Annotated in this window: 18 protein-coding genes and 1 pseudogene; 12 read left to right on the plus strand and 7 right to left on the minus strand. The window is 42.8% G+C overall.

Annotation, left to right across the window (positions count from 1 at the left end; translation table 11 throughout):
• Positions 1–209: 209 nt before the first annotated feature.
• Both HYN46_RS06535 and HYN46_RS06540 read left to right on the plus strand, forming a co-directional pair.
• Complete coding sequence (locus tag HYN46_RS06535) at positions 210–1,400, plus strand: ammonium transporter (protein ID WP_114898623.1); 1,191 nt, start codon at positions 210–212, stop codon at positions 1,398–1,400.
• A 211-nt stretch (positions 1,401–1,611) separates the two neighbouring features.
• Positions 1,612–1,956, plus strand: a complete 345-nt coding sequence (locus HYN46_RS06540; protein WP_114898624.1) for a DUF805 domain-containing protein — start codon at positions 1,612–1,614, stop codon at positions 1,954–1,956.
• Between the two features lie 85 nt (positions 1,957–2,041).
• On the opposite strand, the gene HYN46_RS06545 is transcribed toward HYN46_RS06540, so the two are convergent.
• The gene (locus HYN46_RS06545; RefSeq protein ID WP_114898625.1) at positions 2,042–3,367 is read right to left on the minus strand and encodes an NAD(P)/FAD-dependent oxidoreductase; all 1,326 of its coding nucleotides are present in this window, start codon (positions 3,365–3,367) and stop codon (positions 2,042–2,044) included.
• A gap of 255 nt (positions 3,368–3,622) precedes the next feature.
• Between HYN46_RS06545 and HYN46_RS06550 the strand changes: the two genes are divergently transcribed.
• From HYN46_RS06550 to HYN46_RS06560, 3 genes are all read left to right on the plus strand, one after another.
• On the plus strand, positions 3,623–5,485 hold the full coding sequence (locus HYN46_RS06550; RefSeq protein ID WP_114898626.1) for a M61 family metallopeptidase: 1,863 nt from the start codon (positions 3,623–3,625) through the stop codon (positions 5,483–5,485).
• 150 nt (positions 5,486–5,635) lie between these two features.
• On the plus strand, positions 5,636–7,426 hold the full coding sequence (locus HYN46_RS06555) for an AMP-binding protein (protein ID WP_114898627.1): 1,791 nt from the start codon (positions 5,636–5,638) through the stop codon (positions 7,424–7,426).
• A gap of 58 nt (positions 7,427–7,484) precedes the next feature.
• Positions 7,485–8,930, plus strand: a complete 1,446-nt coding sequence (locus HYN46_RS06560; RefSeq protein WP_114898628.1) for a cryptochrome/photolyase family protein — start codon at positions 7,485–7,487, stop codon at positions 8,928–8,930.
• Positions 8,931–8,972: 42 nt separating this feature from the next.
• Here the strand turns inward: HYN46_RS06560 and HYN46_RS06565 are convergent.
• Positions 8,973–9,506 (minus strand): annotated as a pseudogene (locus HYN46_RS06565) (pseudouridine synthase); the annotation flags it as partial.
• 419 nt (positions 9,507–9,925) lie between these two features.
• Between HYN46_RS06565 and icd the strand changes: the two are divergent.
• On the plus strand, positions 9,926–11,182 hold the full coding sequence (gene icd, locus HYN46_RS06570; RefSeq protein ID WP_114898630.1) for an NADP-dependent isocitrate dehydrogenase: 1,257 nt from the start codon (positions 9,926–9,928) through the stop codon (positions 11,180–11,182).
• Between the two features lie 74 nt (positions 11,183–11,256).
• Here icd and HYN46_RS06575 read toward each other — a convergent pair whose 3' ends face one another.
• Both HYN46_RS06575 and HYN46_RS06580 read right to left on the minus strand, forming a co-directional pair.
• On the minus strand, positions 11,257–11,601 hold the full coding sequence (locus HYN46_RS06575) for a low molecular weight protein tyrosine phosphatase family protein (RefSeq protein ID WP_114898631.1): 345 nt from the start codon (positions 11,599–11,601) through the stop codon (positions 11,257–11,259).
• Positions 11,602–11,627: 26 nt separating this feature from the next.
• Positions 11,628–12,191 carry an NADPH-dependent FMN reductase gene (locus HYN46_RS06580; RefSeq protein WP_210009435.1) on the minus strand — a complete coding sequence of 188 codons (564 nt, stop codon included), beginning with the start codon at positions 12,189–12,191 and terminating at the stop codon, positions 11,628–11,630.
• Positions 12,192–12,376: 185 nt separating this feature from the next.
• Here HYN46_RS06580 and polA point away from each other — a divergent pair, with 185 nt between their 5' ends.
• The 4 genes from polA to HYN46_RS06600 all read left to right on the plus strand — a co-directional run bounded on the left by polA (position 12,377) and on the right by HYN46_RS06600 (position 20,520).
• Positions 12,377–15,169: a DNA polymerase I gene (polA, locus tag HYN46_RS06585; protein ID WP_114898633.1), complete on the plus strand. Its 2,793-nt coding sequence runs from the start codon at positions 12,377–12,379 to the stop codon at positions 15,167–15,169.
• A gap of 108 nt (positions 15,170–15,277) precedes the next feature.
• A complete protein-coding gene (locus HYN46_RS06590) occupies positions 15,278–15,826 on the plus strand; it encodes a YcxB family protein (protein ID WP_407640774.1) in 549 nt (182 codons plus the stop codon).
• A gap of 361 nt (positions 15,827–16,187) precedes the next feature.
• Positions 16,188–18,209: a reprolysin-like metallopeptidase gene (locus HYN46_RS06595; RefSeq protein ID WP_114898634.1), complete on the plus strand. Its 2,022-nt coding sequence runs from the start codon at positions 16,188–16,190 to the stop codon at positions 18,207–18,209.
• A 289-nt stretch (positions 18,210–18,498) separates the two neighbouring features.
• Entirely contained in the window at positions 18,499–20,520 is a 2,022-nt protein-coding gene (locus HYN46_RS06600; protein WP_114898635.1) for a M12 family metallo-peptidase, read from the plus strand.
• Between the two features lie 83 nt (positions 20,521–20,603).
• Here HYN46_RS06600 and metK read toward each other — a convergent pair whose 3' ends face one another.
• On the minus strand, positions 20,604–21,764 hold the full coding sequence (metK, locus tag HYN46_RS06605) for a methionine adenosyltransferase (RefSeq protein WP_114898636.1): 1,161 nt from the start codon (positions 21,762–21,764) through the stop codon (positions 20,604–20,606).
• Between the two features lie 224 nt (positions 21,765–21,988).
• Between metK and tkt the strand changes: the two genes are divergently transcribed.
• Both tkt and HYN46_RS06615 read left to right on the plus strand, forming a co-directional pair.
• Complete coding sequence (gene tkt, locus HYN46_RS06610; protein WP_114898637.1) at positions 21,989–24,013, plus strand: transketolase; 2,025 nt, start codon at positions 21,989–21,991, stop codon at positions 24,011–24,013.
• Positions 24,014–24,203: 190 nt separating this feature from the next.
• The gene (locus tag HYN46_RS06615) at positions 24,204–25,211 is read left to right on the plus strand and encodes a type I glyceraldehyde-3-phosphate dehydrogenase (protein ID WP_114900658.1); all 1,008 of its coding nucleotides are present in this window, start codon (positions 24,204–24,206) and stop codon (positions 25,209–25,211) included.
• 16 nt (positions 25,212–25,227) lie between these two features.
• On the opposite strand, the gene HYN46_RS17410 is transcribed toward HYN46_RS06615, so the two are convergent.
• Both HYN46_RS17410 and HYN46_RS06620 read right to left on the minus strand, forming a co-directional pair.
• Entirely contained in the window at positions 25,228–25,377 is a 150-nt protein-coding gene (locus HYN46_RS17410; RefSeq protein ID WP_210009437.1) for a hypothetical protein, read from the minus strand.
• Positions 25,378–25,458: 81 nt separating this feature from the next.
• The gene (locus tag HYN46_RS06620) at positions 25,459–25,896 is read right to left on the minus strand and encodes a PaaI family thioesterase (protein WP_114898638.1); all 438 of its coding nucleotides are present in this window, start codon (positions 25,894–25,896) and stop codon (positions 25,459–25,461) included.
• Positions 25,897–25,957 lie beyond the last annotated feature (61 nt).

The following is a 25,957-nucleotide window of genomic DNA, read 5'->3' on the forward strand; positions in this document are numbered from 1 at the left end:
TCCATCATCAAGAAAAGCATCACTATTTTGACTAGCCTATCACTTAATAAAAAAAACTGTAAAAGTTTCTTGTCGAATTGCACAGCTTTGGGGCAATATGACGCTCTTTTTTGGGGAACATCTGAGGGTCTTAAATTGCATAGTTTTGGTGCGGTTAAGGTGCTCTGAAGTCTTTTCCTACAATATTGATTGAGCAATGAGGGGGTGAAATGAATAGCAGTAGTGATGTGCTGTTTATACTGTTAGGCGCTGTGATGATTTTGGCCATGCATGCAGGCTTCGCTTTTCTTGAATTAGGGACGGTGAGAGTCAAGAATCAAGTGAATGCATTGGGTAAAATCATGACCGATTTTTCAATCTCAGCAATTGCTTATTTCTTTGTCGGATATTGGTTGGCATACGGTATCACCTTCTTTGATTCTGCAACGATTTTGACGGCGGACAAAGGGTATGGATTAGTTAAGTTTTTCTTTCTATTGACGTTTGCTGCTGCTATTCCAGCGATTATCTCCGGTGGTATTGCTGAGCGCGCAAAATTCCATCCGCAATCTATTGCGACTCTACTGTTAGTTGCTTTTGTTTATCCATTTTTTGAAGGTATTAGCTGGAATAATAACTTTGGTGTGCAACAGTGGCTTACAGATACCTTTGGTGCACCATTTCATGATTTTGCTGGCTCAGTGGTTGTGCATGCCGTTGGCGGCTGGATTGCACTCGTTGCTGTACTGCTACTGGGTGCTCGTCGAGGTCGCTATGGAAAAGATGGGCGTGTTGCGGCGCATCCGCCGTCATCCATTCCTTTCCTTGCACTGGGTTCATGGATTTTAATTGTGGGCTGGTTTGGATTTAACGTGATGAGTGCACAACGTTTAGATGCCATTTCAGGTTTGGTTGCGATTAACTCATTGATGGCGATGGTCGGTGGTACTTTAGCAGCCAACCTTGCTGGCAAGAATGATCCAGGTTTCATGCATAATGGTCCATTAGCAGGTTTAGTTGCAATTTGTGCAGGATCCAATATTGTGCATCCTTTAGGCGCACTTGTGATCGGCGCAATCGCAGGTGGTTTATTTGTTTATCTTTTTACCTTCACTCAAAATCGCCTAAAAATAGATGATGTGCTTGGTGTATGGCCATTGCACGGTGTATGTGGTGCTTGGGGAGGCATTGCTGCCGGTATATTTGGTATTCAAGCCCTAGGTGGTTTAGGCGGCGTCTCCATCTTCTCGCAAATCATTGGCACTGTTTTAGGTATCGTGATTGCATTGGCTGGAGGCTTTGTTGTCTATGGTGTGCTGAAGGTGACCATGGGATTACGCTTAACCCCAGAGGAAGAATACGAAGGCGCTGATCTGACGATTCACAAAGTTTCTTCGACTTTTGAGCGTGAGACTTTTTAAGAAACTCTTATCAATAAAAAACGCATCTTCAAGGGTGCGTTTTTTTATGGCTTAAATATTTCAAGAAAATTATGTCCACTCTATATTGAAATCTCTTTATTTGCTGTATAAACGAGAATACGGTGCTGGGTGTTTTTTGGCCATTTATTTCATGTTTTAATGCTAACCGTATCATTGATCTTAAATAGTAGAATTTATAAAGGATAGAAAAATGAACTGGTATCTCGATGTGTTAAAAAATCGATATGCACAATTTGAAGGGCGTGCACGTCGTGAAGAGTTCTGGATGTTTATACTGGTCTATATTCTGATCAGTATCGCCGTAAATGTCGTTGATGCAATTTTGGGAACACGGATTTTAGGAGCCATTTATTGGCTAGCGCTTTTGGTTCCTTGTATCGCTTTAAGCGCACGCAGACTGCATGACACGAATCGAAGTGGATGGTGGCAGTTAATTGGCCTTATCCCCATTATTGGTACCATTATTCTTATTGTCTGGTTTGCAACCGAAGGTCAATCCGAAAGTAATCAGTATGGGATGAACCCTAAAGCTTAGTAGCAGTCGACCAATCAACTATCGGATTTTAGAAATTAAAAAGCCATTGGGATATCCCAATGGCTTTTTGACAATTCTATCAATTTTAATGTAACTTCAGGGTGGGTCCAGAATTACGGGAAAGTAAATCTTTGAACATCAGTACACCGGTTTTGAAAACGCCGTGCAGTGCGACCTGATGTAAACGATATAAAGACAAGTACATGATGCGTGCAAAGAAGCCTTGAACGTTAATCTTTCCAATCAAGTTACCGACAGTATTAGTCTCACCCAAAGAAATGAGCGATCCTTTATCACTGAAGCTGAAGGTGGGTAGAGGTTTACCTTGAAGTTTTGCTTTGAGTATTTTTGCCAATACAATCGCTTCTTGATTAGCCACCTGCGCGCGCGGAGGTACTGCACGCTCTGCACCTTCGGGGGTAAAGCTCGCACAATCTCCAAATGCAAAGATCGAGTCATCACGCGTTGTTTGAAGTGTAGCGCGGACAACAAGTTGATTAATACGGTTGGTCTCAAGCCCTGCGATATCTTTTAAAACATCTGGTGCTTTGATGCCTGCTGACCAGACTTTCAGCGTAGCGGGTATAAAAATGTCGCCGTCACATTCGACAGAGTCTTTATGAATCGCGGTCACACGACGGCTAGTCAGTACCTGTATATTAAAATCCACCAATTGATCCGTTGCTGTGGATGAGGTATGTTTTGACAGGACAGGGAGAATACGATCTGCGGCTTCAATTAGGGTGATTCTGACATTACCTGGATCAATGCTATTGAGCCCATATCGAGTAAATTCATGCGCAGCATGGTGTAGCTCCGCAGCCAGTTCTACGCCCGTCGCGCCAGCCCCAATAATGGCAATATTGAGATCTTGAGGACTAGGATTCTCAATTGCACGTGCTTGAGCTTGTAAGTAGAGATTTAGAAATTCACGCTGGAAGCGGTCCGCTTGGGCACGTGAATCGAGAAAAATGCAATTCTCTTTTGCCCCAGGAGTACCGAAATCATTGGATGTTGAACCGATAGCGATCACCAAACTGTCATAACGTAGACTGCGTTCAGGAGCAATCTCATGACCCGTCTCATCAGTTAGAGGCTCTAAAATTAGCCGCTTATCTACACGATTAATATCTTTCATTCGTCCTAGATGAAACTCGAAATAATTTTTTGAAGCATGTGCAAAGTAATTTAGTTCGTCTTCAAAGGAATTAATCGTCCCGGCCGCAACTTCGTGCAATAAGGGCTTCCAGATGTGAGTTAATGTAGCATCAACAAGGATAATCTTTGCTTTACCTTGTTTCCCTAAGCTTTTTCCAAGCCGTGTTGCTAGTTCTAAACCACCTGCACCACCTCCAACAATAACAATGCGATGCTGTGAGTTCGAAGATTTTGTTTTAGTGGATTGCGTCATGTTAAAACACCTAGTTTTGAGAAAGCTTTAATATTTACGGAGGCTCAAAAATGAAAGTAGCCCAAAAAGATAATTGTGATCAGTATGCCTATCGCTAAAATAATATGACAGTTATAGGGTTAAATAAATTTGCCAATTGTTCTACAATTAGCGCATGATTCCCGCCATTATTGCGCTAATGGCTTAAGACTAAAAATGAATCATAATCATCGTCGTATAGCAAAGAAGCTGACTGGCGAATGGAGTAAAGCATAAATGATGGCAGATGATGCGATGAATACCCAGCAGAATTCAGAAGTAGATACTCTGATTAAAGATCATATCGCTAAACATGCAGTACAGCCAACCATTGCTTATGCATTGTCTTTTGAAAACGTTGGGCAACATTTGATTGATGTTGTGATGACGTTTACCGCGCAAGCACACCAAGAGTTATGGCTACCGGCATGGGTGCCTGGAAGCTATTTAATTCGTGAATTCTCGCGTCATGTCAGTACACCCGTTGCAAAGTCCATTCGGAATAATCTTTCAGTTACGAAGTCGATTTTTATCGAGAAAATCAGTAAAAACCATTGGCGTCTTGATACTGCTGCGGGTGAACACATTGAAATACGCTATCAAGTATATGCTTTTGATTTATCTGTACGTGGAGCTTATCTCGACCAAACGCGGGCTTATGCCAATCCAGCCTGCATATGTCTTGCTGTCGCAGGGCAGGAGCATCAGTCTATTTTACTGACGATTGATCCTGGTAGCGCATTTGCCAACTTGCCAATAGCATGCTCTTTAGATCCGCTAAATGTTAAAGATAAAACAAGTCAGCAGAATCATGAGACTCATCATAAGTTCCATTTTGAAGCACTAAATTACACTCACCTGATTGATCATCCATTTGAAATTGCTGCGCAGACACTCGCTCAATTCGAAGTCAGCGGGATCCCACATCAGATCGCAATCTCTGGTCGACATCGTACTAACATTAAACGTCTGACAGAGGATCTGTTAAAAATTTGTCGTTATGAGATTGAGTTTTTTGGCAGTGCACCGTTTCCTCATTATTTATTTATGGTCATGGCGACGGGGTCCAGTTATGGAGGGCTTGAGCATCAAGATTGTACGAGTCTGATCACACCTCGTGAAGATTTACCACAGCCTAATGAGCCAGAACAACCATCTGCTTCTTACCGCCGTTTTCTAGGATTATGCAGCCATGAATATTTTCATTCGTGGTTAGTCAAATTTATTCGCCCGCAAGAGTTTGCGGTGTTGGATCTGGGGCGGGAAGTTTATACGCGGATGCTTTGGGTCTTTGAAGGGTTTACCTCTTATTATGATGATTTGATTCTTTATCGCAGTGGTGTTATTGATCAGAAATCTTATTTAGAGTTGTTGGCAGAGCAATTGACTCGTTATTTACAGAATACAGGACGAGCGCATCAGAGTGTGAGTGACTCAAGTTTTGATGCTTGGATCAAGTATTATCGACCTGATGAAAACTCTCAGAATGCAAGTACAAGCTATTACAATAAAGGTGCATTAATCGCGTTATGCTTAGACTTGAAATTACGTGCAAATGGCAGTTCTCTTGATGTCATTATGGTCAAACTTTATGAACTTGCACAGCAAGGACTTTATCTCAATACAAACACTCTTCCTGATTTATGTGAGGCTTTGATTGGTGATCGCCTAACGGATTTTTGGTCTGATTTTGTTGATGGGACCGTAGAGCTGCCCGTTGTCGAATTATTAAGTGAAGTCGGTGTTAAAACTCACCTAGAGAATAAAACATGGCCGCTGGGACTTAAAGTAGTGGATTCGTCACATGGGCTTTTGATTCAACAGGTTTTGCGTAATTCAGTCGGTGCTCAAGCTGGATTATCTGCACAGGATGTACTGATTGCGATTGAAGGAATACGTGCATCCTCAACTTTATTAAACCATTGGGCAGATGTCTCGGGCTTTAATGCTGAAGCAACTCTATCCACTGGCGAGTCCATAACATGCCATGTATTTCGACGGGATGAGTTAATGGCGATTCAAGTGAAGCCTGTTGCATCTGTAATTCCTCATGTCTCTTTTACTGTTGAGGATACAGAGCGTTCAGCGAAGTGGTTATAAGGTATTCGTTGCGTGTAAGTTTTAGCATTGAAGGGGCGTTGATCAATGGAATATCTAGGATAATCATTCAAGGCGAAATCCTATGAGAGCAGTTTTTAGATCATTTATTGTCTCGGTAACCTTCAGTGATTTATTGCGTGAGGGTATCTAGTGGCGCAAGCAAAAAAAAATGCTCCATCTGTAGTTGCCCGCTCTAATCGGGATGTGGCGTTATACGTTGGTCGTGGGCGAATTGCATTCAATGGGCAAAAAACTTTACTTGATCTATTCTCAAAAGCCATTGAGGAAACCTTAGATTCACCTGCGATAACCTTTGAAAAAGACACGCTCAGTTATCGTGAGCTTTCTATGAGTGCCAAGACACTTGCAGCCTGGATGATTCACGAAGCACATATTAAGCCCGGTGATCGGATTGCCATTTATTTACCCAATAGTTTGTCCTATGGTGTTGCGCTCTATGCAGCATGGTTAGCTCGTGCTGTGGTGGTGAATCTTGGTGTTGCTGTGGTCCATCACGATGTTTTGTTCCAATTACAAGATTCCAGTGCCAAACTTCTGATTACCACACCCAATTTATTAGCCGATATCCAAACCACGCTTTTGCAAACAGGTGTGCGCCATATCGTTACAACGCGTAGGAATGATTATTCGAGCGTGCAATCTATTTTGCGTGAGCTTGTATCTCCCAAGCGCTGGCTGCAACTCATCCAAAGTAAAGAAACATTGCTAACGCATACGCGATTACGTGAAATTTTGTCAAAACGTAGCCATCGTGTTGAGTGGCCTGTGGTCGAATCTGAAGATTTGGCGGTATTACAATATACAAGTGGAACGACAGGACGAGCTAAAGGAGCATTGTTAACGCATGGCAGTTTGCTTGCTAGCCTTCGTCAAGGACAGCATGTTTTAGGTAAAAGTCTAGAGTCGGGTAGTGTCATTTTATGCCCCGTAACACTGCAGCATATTCTTGGATTAAGTACGTTCTTATTGACGGTGAGCGTGCGAGGTACATTGGTTTTGTCCACGATCAGTGCATTAATGGATAATCCTAAGGTTTTATTAGAAAAGCCTTACGATGTGATGTTAGGCATCCCATTACTTTACGATCAACTGTTAAAGGTATCGACTAATTTTAAAGTTAACCCGAAGCTTAGATTGTTTATTTGCGGTGGTGGGTCAGCCAGTCTAAGCTTGCAAAAACAATGGCATGAACATACTGGTAATTACATTATTGAAGGCTATGGGTTGAGTGAAGCTTCTCCGCTCATATCTGCGACACCTCCACATCGTGTACGCATTGGTACTTCGGGTGTTATTACGCCAGAAACAGAAGTTCGAATCGTATCCAATCAAGGTGATCCGCTAGGTTTCAACCAAGCCGGAGAGCTATGGGTCCGTGGTCCACAGCTTATGCGTGGCTATTGGCAGCTTCCCCAAGCAACGAGTGAAGTGCTTACGCATGATGGTTGGCTTCGGACAGGCGATATTGCCTCCTTAGATGAAGATGGTTACCTTAGGGTACTTGAACGAAAAAAAGATGTATTTTGGGTACATAATGAACTTGTTTTTCCACAAGAAATTGAAAGTGCGGTTGCAGAGCATGAAGATGTTGTGGATTGTGTCGCAGTACAAGAAATACTGAAAAATGAGCAAGGCGATGATGCGACACAGCGAATTATTAAGTTGTTTGTGGTTGCCCGAAATGGCCTGACACCAGAACGCTTATCTGCTTATCTACAAAGTCATCTTAAAACGAATGAAATTCCCGATAAAATCGTATTTGTCGATAAAGTCCCGCGTGGCCCAATGGGAAAAGTTCTACGTCGCCTTTTTCAGGAGTTACCTGCATCAGTCGTTTCAAAAGTAGGGAGTGTATTGAAAATGGACGAAATTGTTGCAAAAACGGCAGATGATAAACCAGATCCAGATAAAGAGAAGTAATCAGTTACCTCCCAATTCTGAAAAAACATAATTTACTCAAGTCTCTCGGATAATCTTTATGCGGCGTGCACTGTTTTGGTTTCGTCGTGATCTACGTTTAGAGGATAATTGTGCACTTTATCATTGCTTAAAAGAGAATGATCAGGTCATTCCTATCTTCATTTTTGATCAAGAAATTCTCAGCGGTTTACCCAAGCAAGATAAACGTGTCGAGTTCATCTGGTATTGTGTCCAAAATATAAAGAAACAATTGAATGAACAAGGTTCAGACTTAGTTGTAAATTATGGTACGGCTCTTGATGTTGTCGAGCTGGCAAAACGATTTAATGTCAATGCGGTCTATTGTAATGAGGATTATGAACCTTCTAGTATCAATCGGGATGACAATATTAAAAGTGCGTTAGGGCAACTGAAGATTGCTTTCTATTCTTATAAAGACACTGTGATCTTCGCAAAAAAAGAAATATTGACGCAACAAGATGAACCCTATCATGTCTATACCCATTATAAAAACGCATGGCGTAAGCGGCTTGAGTCTGCAGATTATTTATCTTATCCCAGCTTAAAACTGTTGGGTAACTTTGAAAGACTTGATCCGGCACCTATGCGGGCTCTAGACCATTTTGGTTTTGTCGAGGCTGGTATTGCTGATGCTAAAATCTCAAAGGCGACACGACATGCCGAATTCCTTTTTGAACAATTCAAAGCGCATAAGATTCTTCTTTATAAAAATGACCGCGAGTTTCCGAGTCTCAATGGCACATCATTTCTATCGGTACATTTACGCTTTGGGACCATTTCCATTCGCAAAATTGTTCGTGATGTGGTCCGGCTTTCTCAAGCACTAACCGGGGATCAAAAAGAGAGTTGTGAGGTATGGTTAAATGAGTTGATCTGGCGAGATTTTTACTTTCAGATACTGTTCAATTATCCTCATGTTGTTACTTTACCTTTTAAAAAACAATATATCGATTTCCCTTGGGGCGATAATCCTGCGGGCTTCGAGGCTTGGTGTAATGGGCAAACAGGCTACCCCTTAGTCGATGCCGCTATGATGCAGCTTAATACCTTAGGTTTTATGCATAATCGCTTGCGCATGGTGACGGCTTCATTCCTGATCAAACTCATGCTGATAGATTATCGTTTGGGTGAACGCTATTTTGCTTTAAAATTATTAGATTTTGATCTGTCAGCAAATAACGGAGGGTGGCAGTGGTCAGCATCGACAGGCTGTGATGCGCAGCCTTTTTTTAGGATATTTAATCCTATGACCCAAAGTCAGAAATTTGATCCCATGGGGATATTTATCAAAAAGTATCTGCCTGTATTTGCAGATGTTCCTGCAAAATTCCTGCATGCACCTTGGCAGTATCAAGCAGAATTACTCCATTATGGTATTGAGTTGGGTCGAGACTATCCATTACCAATCGTAGACTATGTACACGCACGAAAACATGCGTTAGCGGTATTCGAACATTTCATGATGGTTAAAAAATCAAGGTAAGACCTGATTAAGGGAATTTGTTCAAACTCAAACCGCAATATAATCGACAATTCGCCATTCACCCGGTGCAATATCATCAAGTTGATAAGGTCCAATCTGTGCACGAATCAGACGTAGTGTAGGATGTCCGACGGCTGCAGTCATACGTCTTACTTGACGATTCCGACCTTCACAAATTTGAATCTCAAGCCATGTTGTCGGAATCTGAGCCCGAAAACGTACGGGTGGATTCCGAGGCCAGATAGTTGGTGTATCCATCCTTTTGATTTTTGCTGGGAGAGTCATACCATCATTGAGCCTAACACCAAGCCTGAGTGCAGCTAGAGATTCTTCGGTAGGGTCACCATCAACTTGTACCCAATAGGTCTTGAATTGTTTTTGTTTGGGCTGTGTCAGTCTTGCGTTGACTACACCATCATTAGTTAATAGCAATAAACCCTCGGAGTCCCGATCTAAACGACCCGCAACCCGTAAAGTGGGATCATGAATAAAATCAGCAAGTGTTCTACGTTCCCCTTCGGCACGAAACTGAGTGAGAACATCATAAGGTTTGTTAAAAAGCACGATTTTAGGCATGGGATTTTTTTCAGCAATTGGTTTTAGCGGTATTACACACTGAGGGTTTTGTATCGTTGAATTTTAAAATATGCAACTATTGAGAATAGTTTAACGATATTTAGTGAAAAATTCTTGTATTAGCACTTTTTTTGATCGAATTGGGGTTGACTATCATCTTTGAAAATATCTCTATTTGTTATCTAAATTCCGAATGACCGTGACTTTGTTTACCATAGCTCGTGGCTGGAAAGAGGATTAAAGATCATTGGTTTTAATCTACTGACCGCGAAAAGTTCTCGTAAAGTATGACTTAAAAAATTAAGTTATAGCGTCTAAAAGTTTTGCTGTAGTTGTTTTTTACTGTGCTATAGATATTCAAACATCTGTGTCATGGTTATAAATCTAAGCTTGTATCTGAAAAAGGGAGCGCCTCTATAATGGGTTATCAGAAGATCGTGGTTCCAACTGATGGTGACAAAATCACCGTAAACGCCGACCTATCCCTGAATGTCCCCAATCACCCGATTATCCCTTTCATTGAAGGTGATGGTATTGGTGTCGACATCACTCCCGTTATGATCAAAGTCGTTGATGCGGCAGTACAGAAAGCCTATAGCGGCAAACGTGCGATTGTGTGGATGGAAGTCTATTGTGGCGAAAAAGCCAATAAAGTATATGGCACCTACATGCCAGAAGAAACATTTGAAGCACTTCGCGAATTTATTATTTCGATTAAAGGTCCTTTGACAACGCCAGTTGGTGGCGGTATGCGCTCTTTGAACGTTGCGATGCGTCAAGAATTGGATTTATACGTTTGTGTGCGCCCAGTACGTTGGTTTGAAGGGGTTCCAAGCCCAGTTCAACACCCTGAATTAACCGATATGGTGATCTTCCGTGAAAATTCAGAAGACATTTATGCGGGTATCGAGTGGAAAGCGGATTCTCCTGAAGCGATTAAAGTTATCAAGTTCTTAAAAGAAGAAATGGGCGTGACTAAAATTCGTTTCGATCAGAACTGCGGTATCGGTATTAAGCCTGTTTCAAAAGAAGGTACACAGCGTTTAGTACGCAAAGCGATTCAGTTCGCGATCGACAATGATAAGCCAAGTGTGACACTCGTTCACAAAGGCAACATCATGAAATATACCGAAGGGGCATTTAAAGAGTGGGGCTATGAGCTCGCTCGTGAGCGTTTTGGCGGAGAGCTGATCGATGGCGGTCCTTGGGTCAAAATTGTGAATCCAAGAACAGGTAAAGACATCATCATCAAAGATGTAATCGCTGATGCGTTCTTGCAACAAATTCTAATGCGTCCAGCAGATTACTCTGTGATTGCAACATTGAATTTGAATGGCGACTATATTTCTGATGCCTTGGCCGCTGAAGTTGGTGGTATCGGCATCGCGCCAGGGGCAAATATTGGTGGTGCGATTGCTGTTTATGAAGCAACGCACGGTACGGCACCGAAATATGCAGGCCAAGATAAAGTTAACCCAGGCTCAATCATTCTTTCTGCTGAAATGATGCTGCGTGATATGGGCTGGACTGAAGCAGCTGACTTGGTTATCAAAGGAATTTCGAATGCCATTGCTGCAAAGACAGTGACGTATGACTTTGAGCGTTTAATGCCTGGTGCGACATTGATGCGTAGTTCTGAATTTGGTGATGCTATAATCGAGCATATGGATGACTGATTTTTCAGTGATCTGAATATAAAAAACCAGCGCAAGCTGGTTTTTTATTGGATGAATCATGGGCATACAATTATCTAGGGTAATTCTAGAATACCGTTGACAGATTGTTTGAGCAGTTCAATTAATTCAGAATCCATGAATTGATATTCATCAGGAATATCGAGGACATAAACTTTTTTACTGTTTAAGAGTGTACGAAAAGAAGCAGTAAGCCTTACCTTATGTGTTTCCTCCATGACCCATATTATGTCTGCCCATCGGATGTCATTGACTGAGACGACGTGTCTTGCACTGCGACTTGTGCCGCCCGAACGTACTGAGTAATTCGGATGGTTATACCAAATTTGCTCAGCGGTTGGGCTACGCCATTGATTTCGGCTACAGACAAAAAGAATATTTTTTCGGGCGAAACTTGGCAAATGGATACCTCTATCAATATTTGAAACTAATTTTGAACCCACTCCGCGAGTCCTGCACCTAGAGCGAAAACTTGTTGTTCTAAGCGTTCATCCGTAATTTTGCCTTCATGCACTTTCTGTCCAGTTACAGCCACCTGCTCAGGCAAAACAAGAAAGTTTAGGTTGCTTAGATACATACGGACCATCATTAAACTGCGAAGACCGCCGACAATTCCTGGACTTGAAGAAAGCAATGCAACAGGGTAGCGTTTAAAAACTCGCATACCATTTCGTCCATCGGGTTCATTACGCGTCATCCAGTCAAAGGTATTTTTAATCAATGGGGTAAAGAAACCATTATATTCTGGTGATGCAAGCAGTAAGCCGTCATGCTCCTCAAATAAGCGCAGTAGTTTTTGAGTGGTCTCAGGCATACCGTGGGCCTGTTCATCATCTCCGTTATAGAGCGGCATAGGGTAGTCGTTCAAATTAATGAGCGTCACGGTACATCCTGCAATGGATTCTGCACCTGCAATTGCAGTCTGTAGCACTTGGCTGTTTAATGAGCCGTGACGGGTGCTGCCTGAAAAAGCGAGAAGACGTGTAGTCATCAAATTCTCCTAAAATTATTTTAATCACCTAAAACTGCATTGAGTCTAACCACTTATTACATCAATACAAGAAGAAACCGCAATAAACAACAGCAGTATTTTGATTTCTACTTTAAAATCTATTCATTCAAATTTATCCTGTCATTTATTTTTATCTTATAAAGACATCGCATCTGGAGAGCCCAATGCCCCCGTTTATTTTAGTCGATGGCTCATATTATTTATTCCGTGCATTTCATGCCTTACCACCATTAACAACATCGCAAGGTCAAACAACCAATGCGATTAAAGGGGCTTTGTCTGCGCTACAGAAATTGATGCGCCGTATGCAACCGACCCATATGGCTGTGGTGTTTGATACGCCTGAACCGACATTTCGTCATCAGCTTTCCCCCGAGTACAAAGCCCATCGACCAGCAATGCCATCAGAGCTGTCGACACAGATTCCTTACCTCCATGCAATTATTAAAGGTTTAGGGATTCCATTATTATTGCTGCCGGGTGCAGAAGCTGATGATTTGATTGGTACTTTGGCTAAACGTGCTGTGACTGAAGGTCATCACGTGTTGATTTCAACAGGTGATAAAGATATGGCGCAGTTGGTCAATGACCATATCAAACTAGAAGACAGTTTTCGTGATCAGGTACTGGATCATGATGGCGTTATCGCAAAATTTGGGGTGCGTCCAGATCAAATCATCGATTACTTAACATTGATGGGCGATGCCTCTGATGGTATCGCAGGCGTACCGGGTGTGGGCAAGGTCACAGCGGCTAAGCTCTTAAATCAATATCAAACGATTGGTGGCATTTTAGAAAATGCCCATCTCATTAAGGGTAAAGTCGGTGAGAGCATTCGTGAGAATGCCGACAAAATTCCCTTGAATCATCAACTGGCCAGTATCGTCTGTGATTTACCTCTGGCATTAGATTGGCATGAATTAAAACTGGGTAAACCTGATGTACCAGCACTGAAGAAGCTTTATGCCGAGCTTGAGTTCAGAGCTTTATTACAATCGTTAGAGCATCCCAATAATCCTGATAATCAACCAGACTACACACAGCGTAATGAGTCTTCAGTACCATCTCAGACAAAAGAAAAAGAGGATATCCCGCAGGTTTTAAATGTTGAATCAATGGCTGTATTGGAAAGCAGTACACCGATTACTGAAGCGAAATACCATACCATCTTGGATCAGTCAGCGTTTTTGGCTTTGGTTGAGCGTCTAAAGATAGCACCTCGTTTTGCAGTCGATACTGAAACGACGAGTCTGGATTATCGCCTTGCTCGAATTGTGGGGATCTCCGTAGCGCTAAAAGCAGGGGAGGCCTATTACATTCCCATTGGGCACGATTATATGGGTGCGCCAGAGCAATTGGATGCAACCTTCGTGTTCGAGACATTAAAGCCAATTTTAGAAAATCCAGCAATTGGTAAAATAGGTCAACATATGAAATATGATGCTCACCTATTTAACAATCATGGGATTAGCTTACAGGGCTGGGCCTTTGACACAATGCTCGCATCCTACGTCTTAAATCCTACTGCAACACGCCACGGCATGGATGATTTGGCGCAATATTATTTAGATTATAAAACAACGACATTTGAAGAGATTGCGGGTAAGGGCGTCAAGCAGCTCACTTTTAATCAAATTGAATTAGAGCGTGCTGCTCCCTATGCAGCAGAAGACGCTGATATCACTTGGCGGCTCTATGAGCATTTCTCTAAAGAGCTGGCAAAGATCCCGAAACTCCAGCGTTTGCTACTCGATGTTGAAATGCCTACAGCGCAAGTGTTGTATGAGATGGAAAATAATGGTATTCGCTTAGATATAGGTTTCTTGGCGGAATTAGGGCAAAAATTTGGTGAGCAAATTCATGGCCTTGAAGCTCAAGCAATAGAAATTGCTGGGCAACCTTTTAATGTGTCATCTCCAAAGCAACTTGGTGAAATTTTATTTGATAAGCTGGGGATCGCTGGCGGCAAAAAAACTGCTAGTGGGCAGTATGCAACTGGAGAGGCAATTTTAGAGAAAATTGATCATCCAATGATTGCGACGATTTTAGAGTATCGTTCATTGTCTAAGCTAAAGAGCACTTACACCGATAGCTTAATTGCACAAAGTGATCCAGTCTCACATCGTGTGCATACCAGTTATCACCAAGCAATTGCTGCGACAGGGCGTTTATCTTCTACAGATCCTAACTTACAGAATATTCCGATTCGAGGTGAGGTTGGGCGTCAGATTCGCCAAGCTTTTATTGCGCCTCCGGGTCGGATTATTTTAGCTGCCGATTACTCACAAATTGAGTTGCGTTTAATGGCACATTTTTCACAAGATGCTGCATTACTGACAGCCTTCCGTGAAGGGCGTGACATCCATCAGGCAACAGCTGCTGAAGTAATGGGTATTGATCTTGCTGACGTCACTTCAGATCAACGCCGTCAAGCAAAAGCCATTAATTTCGGGCTGTTATATGGCATGTCTGCATTTGGTTTGGCTAAGCAATTGAATCTATCACGCGCAGAAGCTCAGGAATACATCACGCTTTATTTCTCTCGCTATCCCAGTGTGCACGACTATATGGAAAATACGCGTACGCTTGCAGCCGAGCAGGGATATGTTGAAACGGTTTTAGGTCGCCGCTTGTATATGGAAAATATCCGTGCAGGGAATGCGATGGTTCGTCAAGCCGCAGAGCGCGCTGCAATCAATGCGCCTTTACAAGGTTCAGCAGCTGATATTATTAAGCTCGCAATGATTTCTGTAGATCAAGCTTTACCTAAACAATATGCTAAAATGCTACTGCAAGTGCACGATGAATTGGTCTTCGAAGTGGATGAGGACAAAGCGGATGAAGTCACTGCGTTGTTAAAAAAGTTGATGCCTGCAGTCTTAAAAGGACGAGCTGAGATTGATGTGCCTCTTGAAATTGAAGTTGGACGCGGCATTAATTGGGGCGTTGCACATTAAACCATTTAACCGCTAAGTTACCCGCATGAGGATAATTTGGTGATTTGATTTCAAAGCTATAATGGTTTGGATTTTTTAGTTATTTTAAATTTTAGGTGCTTTATCGTTATGTCGTCACCCTATGCTTACACGCTACAACCCATTCCCTATGAGATTACTGCTGCTGAGCAACGCGAGGCTCAATTCGCAGCTTGGAAAAAGAACAATCGCATTAGTACCAAAGTCTGGGCTATTCTCGCTGCGATTTGTGTAGCTGCAATCGCAGGAATTGGATTTTTAAGAGGCTATTCCACGGTGTTTTTTTGGATACTATTAGTGGGTGTGGCACTATATTTAATTTTGCGTGTTTACGGCATGGCGTGGTATGTCAAACGTGAAATTGCAAAATATTCAGTGCAAGACATTAAAGGCATTAAAATTGGTGTGCAGCCTCAAGGGCTGATTATGATTCAAAAAATGGGCTTGCAAGAAGGCCGTGGAATCATCGAATGGAAGCAAGTCACGGAGTGGCAGGAAACGGATAAGTTCATATTTATCACTGCAAGTCAAAAGGGGCAGACGAGTGCGCAGATTTTGCCTAAGCGTTTAGCGGCCCAAAAATTTCCGTTTGATACCGTGCGTAAGCATTTGATAGAAGTGGTCGGGCAGGCGAAGTAACCTTGGTGTCTGACCTCCCCAGTAATGCTACTGTGATTTATCCAGTAGCATTATTTTTATTAAATGGTAAAATGTGATGTATTGTGCATTATTTACATGTGAAGTGAAAAATATATTCGTTTTTTTATTATATTTACTAAATGTTGATCAGTTAAATTTCTAATTTAATATGCCTACTTGATCTCAAAAAGGCTAACTTTTCTATTTCATTTTTATTTATAGTATTGATAATAAATAACTTTTTATTTTTTTTAATTCGATTGCTGATATTGGGAAAATTTCAAAAAATATGCTAAGTTGCTAAAGTTATCAATGTAATAACAACATTGATACTAAATTAGGCTTTAGGGATGCATAAGGAATGAAAAAATCCACTTTTATTTTAACGTCGTTATTGTGCAGTATAACGACTAGTCTATATGCGGCACCGCTTTTTTCACCTGCTTTTTCTAGTAATAGTGATGCCCTTCTTCAGCCTTCCCAATCTAAGCAGTTGGCCACGGTATTAAATGATCCTGCTGTAAAAAACTATAGCTTGGTTCGAACCGACCTTAATGCGCTGACTCAACCCAATGTTGGTGTAAATCTTACCGCTAGTGATGCTTCAACGACAACGAGTCAAACGACGATTAAGCGGTCGGCTAACAATTATTCATGGTTTGGTAAAACGGTAGATGGTAATACCATCATCAGTGTGAATGGTTCTGCTGTTGAAGGCATTATTCATAAAGGATCTAAAGTATTTCGACTCCGTACTTTAGGGGATGGGTTACAAGCCCTGACAGAGATAGACCAGTCCAAATTTCCAAGTGATGAGCCGCTCGGCATTAAGATGCCCTCTGGCAAAGTCGCTAAATCAGCCGCCTCGCAATCATCAGATGCGACAAGCCGCTCTTCAGATGCAGTTGTAACGCCTACTGTTGCGGCTGATCCTAATCCTGTCGTAGATGTGCTTGTGGGTTATACAGCTGCGGTCAAGGCATTGTATAACAACAGTGATGCGGACGTTTTAGCACATATTCAGTTAGCCATTGATGATGCAAACCAAACATATATTAATAGTGCCGTGAACTCTCAACTCCGCTTAGTCGACACCCAAGCAGTTGATTATGTCGAAACGACAGATCTGGGTGTCAGCTTGGCTGCTTGGAAGGGTACGACTGATGGTCAAATGGACAACATCCATGCTCGTTTAAATACGGTGGGTGCTGATATTGCGATCTTAATTACCAGTAAGTCGGGTGCAAATTCTTGTGGTCTGGCATACGTTGGTGCAAACTCTACAGCGTATGCATTTGGCATCGTTGAGGATTCTTGCGCGATTGGTAATCACTCATTTGCCCATGAGATTGGACATCTCTATGGTGCTTTACATGATGTTGCCAATTCTAGTGCAGGAGGGATACCTTATGCGCATGGTTTCCATTATAAGAGTGAGTGGCGTACGGTTATGGCGTATCCTGCTGCATGCCCAGGACAATATAGCTGCCCGCGTATTCCTTATTGGTCTAGTCCAGATATCCTCCACTCGACCATTGCTGATGGGAATGTTCCCATGGGAACAGTCGCCGTTGAGAATAATGCTAAGGTTTTGACTGATAATGCAGGTGTTCTGCAAGGTTTGCGTGCGCATAAGAATTGGAACTGTTTTAATACGCCAAATATCAATCAGCCTTACTTCTTGATCCAAGGCACGACCTTATGTCCATTGGATACGATGACCTCACCGAATGGTCAATATAAACTGACGGTCCAAGAGAACGGCAACTTAGTGATCAAGAATAGTTCGAATGTCCAAATTTGGACCTCGAATACCACGCCGATTGATCCACTGGTTCCAAAAACAGAAATACGTGCAGTACTTGAGCCGACAGGAAATTTTGCAATTTATGATCGTTCCGATGCTACCAAATGGGCAGCTGGAACATCAGTAACCACACCATTGTTATTGCTCCAAGACGATGGCAATCTAGCGGTTTACTCCGTACTCGTACCATTTAGTGCAGGCTTCTCAGACCCATCTGCAGGCACCAGTGCCACAGGTCCTTACGTGATCGCTCCGGGTCAAACATTGACATCAGGTCAAAGTGGAACTTCAGGAAATGGTAAATTCAAGATTACCATGCAAGCAGGTGGGAATCTTGTTGTTACTCGTGTATCCAACTCGGCGGTAATCTTCAGTAGTGGTACATCAGGTGCAGGGAATCGTGCAGTGATGCAGCAGGATGGGAATTTTGTAGTTTACTCACCGAAAAATGTGCCGCTATGGAATACGAAAACTGCTGGCAAAAAAGGAGCGTACGCGCTGCTTCAAGATGATGGTAACTTTGTCGTTTACTCTTTAACTCCTAAATGGAGTTGGAAAACTGGGGCAATTAATTAATTTTGTTTTTGTTATAAAAACACCCTCTATTTAGAGGGTGTTTTTATACGTCTCGTTGTCCATCGTGGTATAGGGTGACCTAGGTTTTTTTTATCGGTTTGACAATCGGATTATTTGTGTCAATTGGTTCGCGTATTTAAAAAAATAATATAAATAAGTTAGTTATAAAGAATTAATGATATATTTTTGATTGAGTTTTTGCCATAATCTTCATACATGCGCTACTGATTGGTCAAAGGAAGACATCGCGATTTATCAGTGTTTTGAGCTAACGTGGAGATATTCAAGGATGACAAAGATCAAATTTTTACTTACCGCATTTGCTTGTTGTTTTGCAACAGGGGTGTATGCGGCACCATTATTTTCCCCCGCCTTTCCAAGTAATGCGGATGCATTACTGATACCCAGTCAAAAAGCACAGTTGGCGAAGGTTCTAGGTGATCCTGGGGTTAAGAGTTATCAGTTCGTTAAAATGAATCTCAAAACATTAGACCAAGCAAGTGTGGACATCAATCCAACCCAAGCTGATGTCTTGCCTGCAACCAACTACATGACAGTCAAACGCTCACAAACAAACTATTCATGGTTTGCAAAGACAAGTGAGGGCAGTACGATACTCAGTGTAAATGGCGATGCTGTCGAGGGCATTATTCATCAAGGCCCTAACGTCTATCGTGTTCAATCACTCGGCAAAGATTTACAGGTCATTACGGAGATTGATCAATCGAAATTTCCTGAACGCTATGATCGACCTGATACCGTTCAACCTGATAAAGCACTCAATCAAAAATTAGTGTCCTCTCCCAGTACCTCATTAGATGTTTTGCCAGCAAGTTCAAAAGACACCAAGCCTGCTACTGCGCAAGATTCCGTGCCGATAGTAGATGCAACACTCGTTTATACTCCAGAAGTTGAAGCGCGTTACACTGATAAAGCTGCGTTGATGGCACATCTACAACTAATGATCGACGATGCCAATCAGCATTATGCTAACAGTGTTATTAATGCACAAATGCGTTTAGTGGATGTCATTCGTGTTGATTATGTTGGCACAACGGATCTGGGGCAAAGTTTAAATGATCTCAGAGGCACCACAGATGGTAGCTTAGATGATATTCATGCAAGAGTCAGTAAAACAGGGACGGATATCACGGTTTTGATCACCAGTAAAGTGGGATCAAATCTTTGTGGTATTGCGTATGTGGGTGTTAAAAATACTGCGTATGCATTTGGTGTTGTTGATGATGGTTGTTCTATATCCAATCATACATTTGCTCACGAAACAGGACACATCTATGGCGCAGGACATGATATCGCAAACAATTCTGCTGCAGGGGTTGCGCATGGCTTATTAGTCCCTGGTAACTGGCGTACTGTGATGGCTTATGCATGTACTTCAGGTGTCTGTCCAAAAATCCCTTACTATTCAAATCCAGATATTACGCACTCTGCTACCATTGATGGTGTCAAAAAGGATATTCCGATTGGAACTGTCGCTCAGGAAAATAACGCAAAAATTCTGAATGACAATGCGGCGACTTTAGCGGGTTTGCGTGCGCATAAGAATTGGAACTGTTTTAATACGCCAAATATCAATCAGCCTTACTTCTTGATCCAAGGCACGACCTTATGTCCATTGGATACGATGACCTCACCGAATGGTCAATATAAACTGACGGTCCAAGAGAACGGCAACTTAGTGATCAAGAATAGTTCGAATGTCCAAATTTGGACCTCGAATACCACGCCGATTGATCCACTGGTTCCAAAAACAGAAATACGTGCAGTACTTGAGCCGACAGGAAATTTTGCAATTTATGATCGTTCCGATGCTACCAAATGGGCAGCTGGAACATCAGTAACCACACCATTGTTATTGCTCCAAGACGATGGCAATCTAGCGGTTTACTCCGTACTCGTACCATTTAGTGCAGGCTTCTCAGACCCATCTGCAGGCACCAGTGCCACAGGTCCTTACGTGATCGCTCCGGGTCAAACATTGACATCAGGTCAAAGTGGAACTTCAGGAAATGGTAAATTCAAGATTACCATGCAAGCAGGTGGGAATCTTGTTGTTACTCGTGTATCCAACTCGGCGGTAATCTTCAGTAGTGGTACATCAGGTGCAGGGAATCGTGCAGTGATGCAGCAGGATGGGAATTTTGTAGTTTACTCACCGAAAAATGTGCCGCTATGGAATACGAAAACTGCTGGCAAAAAAGGAGCGTACGCGCTGCTTCAAGATGATGGTAACTTTGTCGTTTACTCTTTAACTCCTAAATGGAGTTGGAAAACTGGGACAATTAATTAATTTTGTTTTTGTTATAAAAACACCCTCTATTTAGAGGGTGTTTTTGCAAGATAGAAGCTTGGGGGGGAGATAGCGTCAGATTTTTACAGTGCTGCTTTCAGATCCGCAGCTTTATCAGTACGTTCCCAACTGAAGTGCAAACCATTAGCCTGACGACCAAAGTGACCATAGCTCGCTGTTTCTTGATAAATGGGGTGAAGCAAATCAAGCATACGGCTGATACCGTATGGACGCAGATCGAAGTGTTCACGGACTAGCGCGATGATGATCTCATCACTGACCTTTCCAGTTCCAAAAGTATTGATTGAAATGGAGGTGGGTTCTGCAACACCAATAGCATAGCTGACTTGGATTTCGCATTTATCAGCAAGTCCTGCCGCAACGATATTCTTCGCAACATAACGGCCAGCGTAAGCTGCAGAGCGGTCTACTTTAGATGGGTCTTTACCAGAGAATGCGCCGCCGCCATGACGCGACATACCGCCATAAGTATCTACGATAATTTTACGACCTGTTAGTCCGCAATCGCCTACAGGACCACCGATCACAAAAATGCCTGTCGGATTAATGTGGTATTGGGTTTTGGCATGAAGCATTTCGCTAGGGAAGATTGATTTAACGATCTCTTCCATAACGGCCTCTTTTAATGCCGTTTGAGAAATTGAAGGATCATGCTGTGTCGAGAGTACAATCGCATCAACGTATTTAGGCACACCATTTTCATAGTGAAAGGTCACCTGGCTTTTTGCATCGGGTCTTAACCAAGGCAAGGTTCCATTTTTACGCAGTTCGGCTTGTTTCTCGACAAGACGGTGTGCGAAGCAAATCGGAGCTGGCATCAGAGAGTCTGTTTCGTTAGATGCATAGCCAAACATGAGTCCTTGGTCACCTGCACCTTGGTCTTCCGGTTTTTGACGATCAACGCCTTGTGCAATATCTGGTGACTGTTTGCCTAAAATGTTTAGGACGGCACATGTCGAACCATCAAAACCTAAGTCTGAATGGTTGTAGCCGATACTATTTACGGTATCACGTGCAATTTTTTCAAAATCGACGTTGGCGGTAGTTGTGACTTCCCCAGCTAAAACGACAACACCGGTTTTTACCAATGTTTCACAGGCCACACGTGCATGTTTATCTTGGGCTAAAATTGCATCAAGGATAGCATCGCTGATTTGGTCAGCCATTTTATCAGGGTGGCCTTCACTGACCGATTCAGAAGTAAAAACAGAGTATTCACGCATGTAAAAACCACTTGCTTATCAAAAGTATTATCCGAGTCATGATAACGCGATTTTTTACGAGCGACTAGCATTGATCATGTAAAAACGCACTACAAACGACCGATATCGCATGTACACTCATACTAAATGTGTTTCTTTATCAAGAATGCTTTACCCACTATGCCAATTCAACGACAATAGCCCATCATATTTTTGCGCAACGATCTGCCCCCTAGGTGTTTGTTATGAATCAATCAACCCACTCTCATAGTCAGCCAGTTTTTAACCCACCTTTGAATCAGCGCCCTCTTGCAAATGCTATTCGTGCACTTGCTATGGATGCCGTTCAAAAGGCTAATTCAGGTCATCCTGGTGCGCCCATGGGCATGGCAGATATTGCTGAGGTGCTTTGGCGTCAGATTTTACGTCATAACCCCAGTAACCCAGATTGGGTGAACCGTGATCGTTTTGTGTTATCCAATGGTCATGGCTCCATGCTGCAATATGCACTGCTACATTTGACAGGCTATGATGTGTCCATTGAGGACATCAAACAATTTCGTCAACTACATAGCAAGACGCCAGGTCACCCTGAGTATGGTTATACCGTTGGGGTTGAAACAACGACAGGCCCATTGGGTCAAGGTATTGCAAATGCCGTAGGTTTTGCTGTAGCAGAGAAAACCTTAGCAGCACAATTTAATCGTGATGGTTTAGCTGTTGTTGATCACTTCACTTATTGCTTCTTAGGCGATGGCTGTTTGATGGAAGGCATCTCACATGAAGTATGTTCCCTGGCAGGCACATTGCAATTAGGCAAGCTGATCGCATTCTACGACGATAATGGCATTTCTATTGATGGCGAAGTTGAAGGCTGGTTCAGTGATGATACACAAAAGCGTTTTGAGTCATATGGCTGGCATGTCATCAAGGTTGATGGTCACGATGCACATGCAATTCGTGAAGCAACACTTGCTGCTCAAGCAGAAAGCGCTAAACCATCATTGATCATTTGTAAAACGATCATTGGCCTAGGCTCACCCAATAAACAAGGTAAAGAAGAGTCTCATGGTGCACCTTTGGGTGCTGCTGAAATTTTACTGGCCCGTGAAGAACTCGGTTGGACCGATGATGCTTTTGTGATCAGCGATGAAATCTATGAAGCATGGGATGGCAAGGCCAAAGGTGCTGCACTTGAGCAGCATTGGGATTCTGTGTTTGATATTTATCAATCACGTTATCCAGAACTGGCAGCAGAATTAAAACGCCGCTTGAGTGGTACTTTACCCGCTGATTTTGAAGAAAAAGCAAATGCCTTTATCGCAGACTGCAATGAAAAAGCAGAGACCATCGCAAGCCGTAAGGCAAGTTTAAATACACTCAGTGCTTTGGGTCCAATTTTGCCGGAGTTATTGGGTGGTTCTGCAGATTTGGCAGGTTCAAACTTTACGATCTGGAAAGGCTGCGAAGGTATTCAGGATAATCCCGCGGGAAATTACATCCATTACGGTGTCCGCGAGTTTGGTATGACAGCCATGGCTAACGGCATTGCACTGCATGGTGGGTTTATTCCCTATGTCGCAACTTTCCTGATTTTTATGGAATATGCACGCAATGCGGTCCGCATGTCGGCACTGATGAAACAACGCGTCATTCATGTTTATACGCATGATTCGATAGGCTTGGGTGAGGATGGTCCAACCCATCAACCTATTGAACAAATTGCATCTTTGCGTGGTACACCAAATCTGCATCTCTGGCGTCCTGCAGATACTGTTGAATCAGCAGTTGCTTGGAAACTTGCACTCCAGCGTCAAGATGGTCCAACTGCACTGATTTTCTCACGTCAAAACCTCCCTTTTCAAACTCGATCAGTGGCCCAATTGGCGGATGTCGCTAAAGGTGGTTATGTGCTTGCTGCAGAGAAAGGGGTACTTAAAGCGATCATCATTGCAACGGGTTCTGAGATTGCTTTGGCGATGGAGGCTCATGCTCAGCTTGACGGCGTACGCGTCGTATCCATGCCGTCATGTGAAGTCTTCATTGAGCAATCTGCAGAATACCGCGAGTCGGTATTACCAAGTGCTGTTCGTGCTCGTGTTGCTGTTGAAGCTGCGCATGTGGATTACTGGTGGAAGTTTGTAGGGTTAGATGGTCGTGTAATTGGTATGCGCTCATTCGGTGAGTCTGCACCCGCAGGAAAACTATACGAACATTTTGGCATCACAACTCAGGCCGTTGTTGATGCTGTTAATGAGTTGGTGGGCTAATCGTTTAATTTTGCCTAATTTTTATAATTAGGCTTTAGATTAATGAATACAGACAATATAAATGAGAGTAGGGAAGGCAGTTAACATTTATTGCACTTCCTGATCTCATTTTTTATTTGTATCTCAATTTTTTGGCATCTTAAAGGAATTAAACTTGAAACCCGCTATAGATCAAATTACTCCAAGACCTTTGCGCGTCGCAATTAATGGCTTTGGTCGGATCGGTCGCAATGTCTTGCGGGCATGGTTTGAAAACAATTGCATTCCTGATATTGAAATCGTTGCCATCAATGATATTGCCTCATTTGATATCTTGGCGCATCTCTTGCGTTTTGACAGTGCGCATGGACGGTTTCAAGGCACTGTTGGGCTAGAAGGCTCGGAATTGATTGTAGCAAGTTCACAGCAAATTCGGCGAATTCAACTATTACAGCAAGCCGATCCTTCATTGTTACCTTGGGCTGATTTGGAAATCGATTTAGTTCTAGAGTGCAGTGGTCACTTTCGGTCCCGAATTGATGCATCAAGGCATTTATCTGCCGGTGCTAAGCGCGTGATTATCAGTGCGGCACCTTTTGATACGGTAGATGCTGCCATTGTATTTGGGGTGAATGAGACGCTGCTAAAACCGTCAGATAAAGTGATTTCGAGTGTATCGTGCACGACACAGGCTCTCGTTCCCTTGGTCAAGATATTGGATGATGCCTTTGGTATAGAGTCCGCATTGATGACTGAAATTCATGCTATGACGGCGGATCAATCGGTACTCGATCATGCGCATCGTGATCCCCGTCGTGCGCGCGCGTCTGCTCAAAATATCATTCCCACGACATCCAGTGCACTCGGGGCTTTAAAGCGTGTCTTACCGCATATGGAGCACCGTATCGAAGGCTATTCCATTCGGGTACCGACATTAAATGTCGCTGCGATTGATCTTTCTTTTGTGATGGAGCGTCCAGCGACGATTGAGCAAATCAATCAGACTTTAATCGACGCGGCGCAAGGTCATTATCGACATATTATGGATGTGACCGACCAGCCTTTGGTTTCGAGTGACTTTAACCATCAGTCGTTTTCGCTGGTGGTGGATAGTTTGCAGACGATGGTTGCAGGGCGACAAGCCAAAGTATTGGCTTGGTATGATAATGAGTGGGGTTATGCAAATCGGTTATTGGATTTATGTGGGGTGATGGGATAAAGACCAGTTTCTTCTTTTAATGTTTTAAGATAACAAAATAATAGATGATATAAAGCCAGCTTAAAAAGCCATGAATAATAGCCCATAGAATGGAGTGGTTAGCACTCCATGATAAGGCAACTGCAATCACCACACCTAAGCTAAAGCCCGTGCTACTTTTATTCATCGAAGGCTCCTCAAACTCTACATAGCTAACCGTTTTATATTATCAGTTTGGCATCGTTCGCATCGCATTTGTATCGTAATCTTAAATCACCAACGCATAAGTCCCCGTTGCAAATGCAACTAACTTCTTCTCACTCTCACTGGCCACACTATAAATATCTACCCGCATTACGACACTGCGTCGACCTTGTTTAACCAATGTCACAATCGCTTGTAAATCCTGCGCTGCTGCAGGGCGCGCCAAGAAGTGAATATGCAAATCCTGCGTTACAGACATGCGCTGCGTATCATCTAAAGCCAAAATTAATGCATACATTGCTGCATCGGCAAGCATCATCATCGTTGGACCAGATATTGTATTACCGGGACGGATCTGCTTTGCGTGAAAAGGCAAGATACAGGTTACTGTTGGTAAATCCACTTGATCCACGCGAAAGCCACTGGCGTTCGATGCAGGTATTCCTTCTAAAATCAGTTGATTAATATGAGCAGCCCGGTTATTGGGTCGGTTTTCTTCCATAGTGTTCATTTTCCAAATTACGAATGTGTTTTGTCGTTGGGCTTAAGTATGATTGTGTTAT

Source organism: Aquirhabdus parva (assembly GCF_003351745.1).
GTDB lineage: Bacteria > Pseudomonadota > Gammaproteobacteria > Pseudomonadales > Moraxellaceae > Aquirhabdus > Aquirhabdus parva.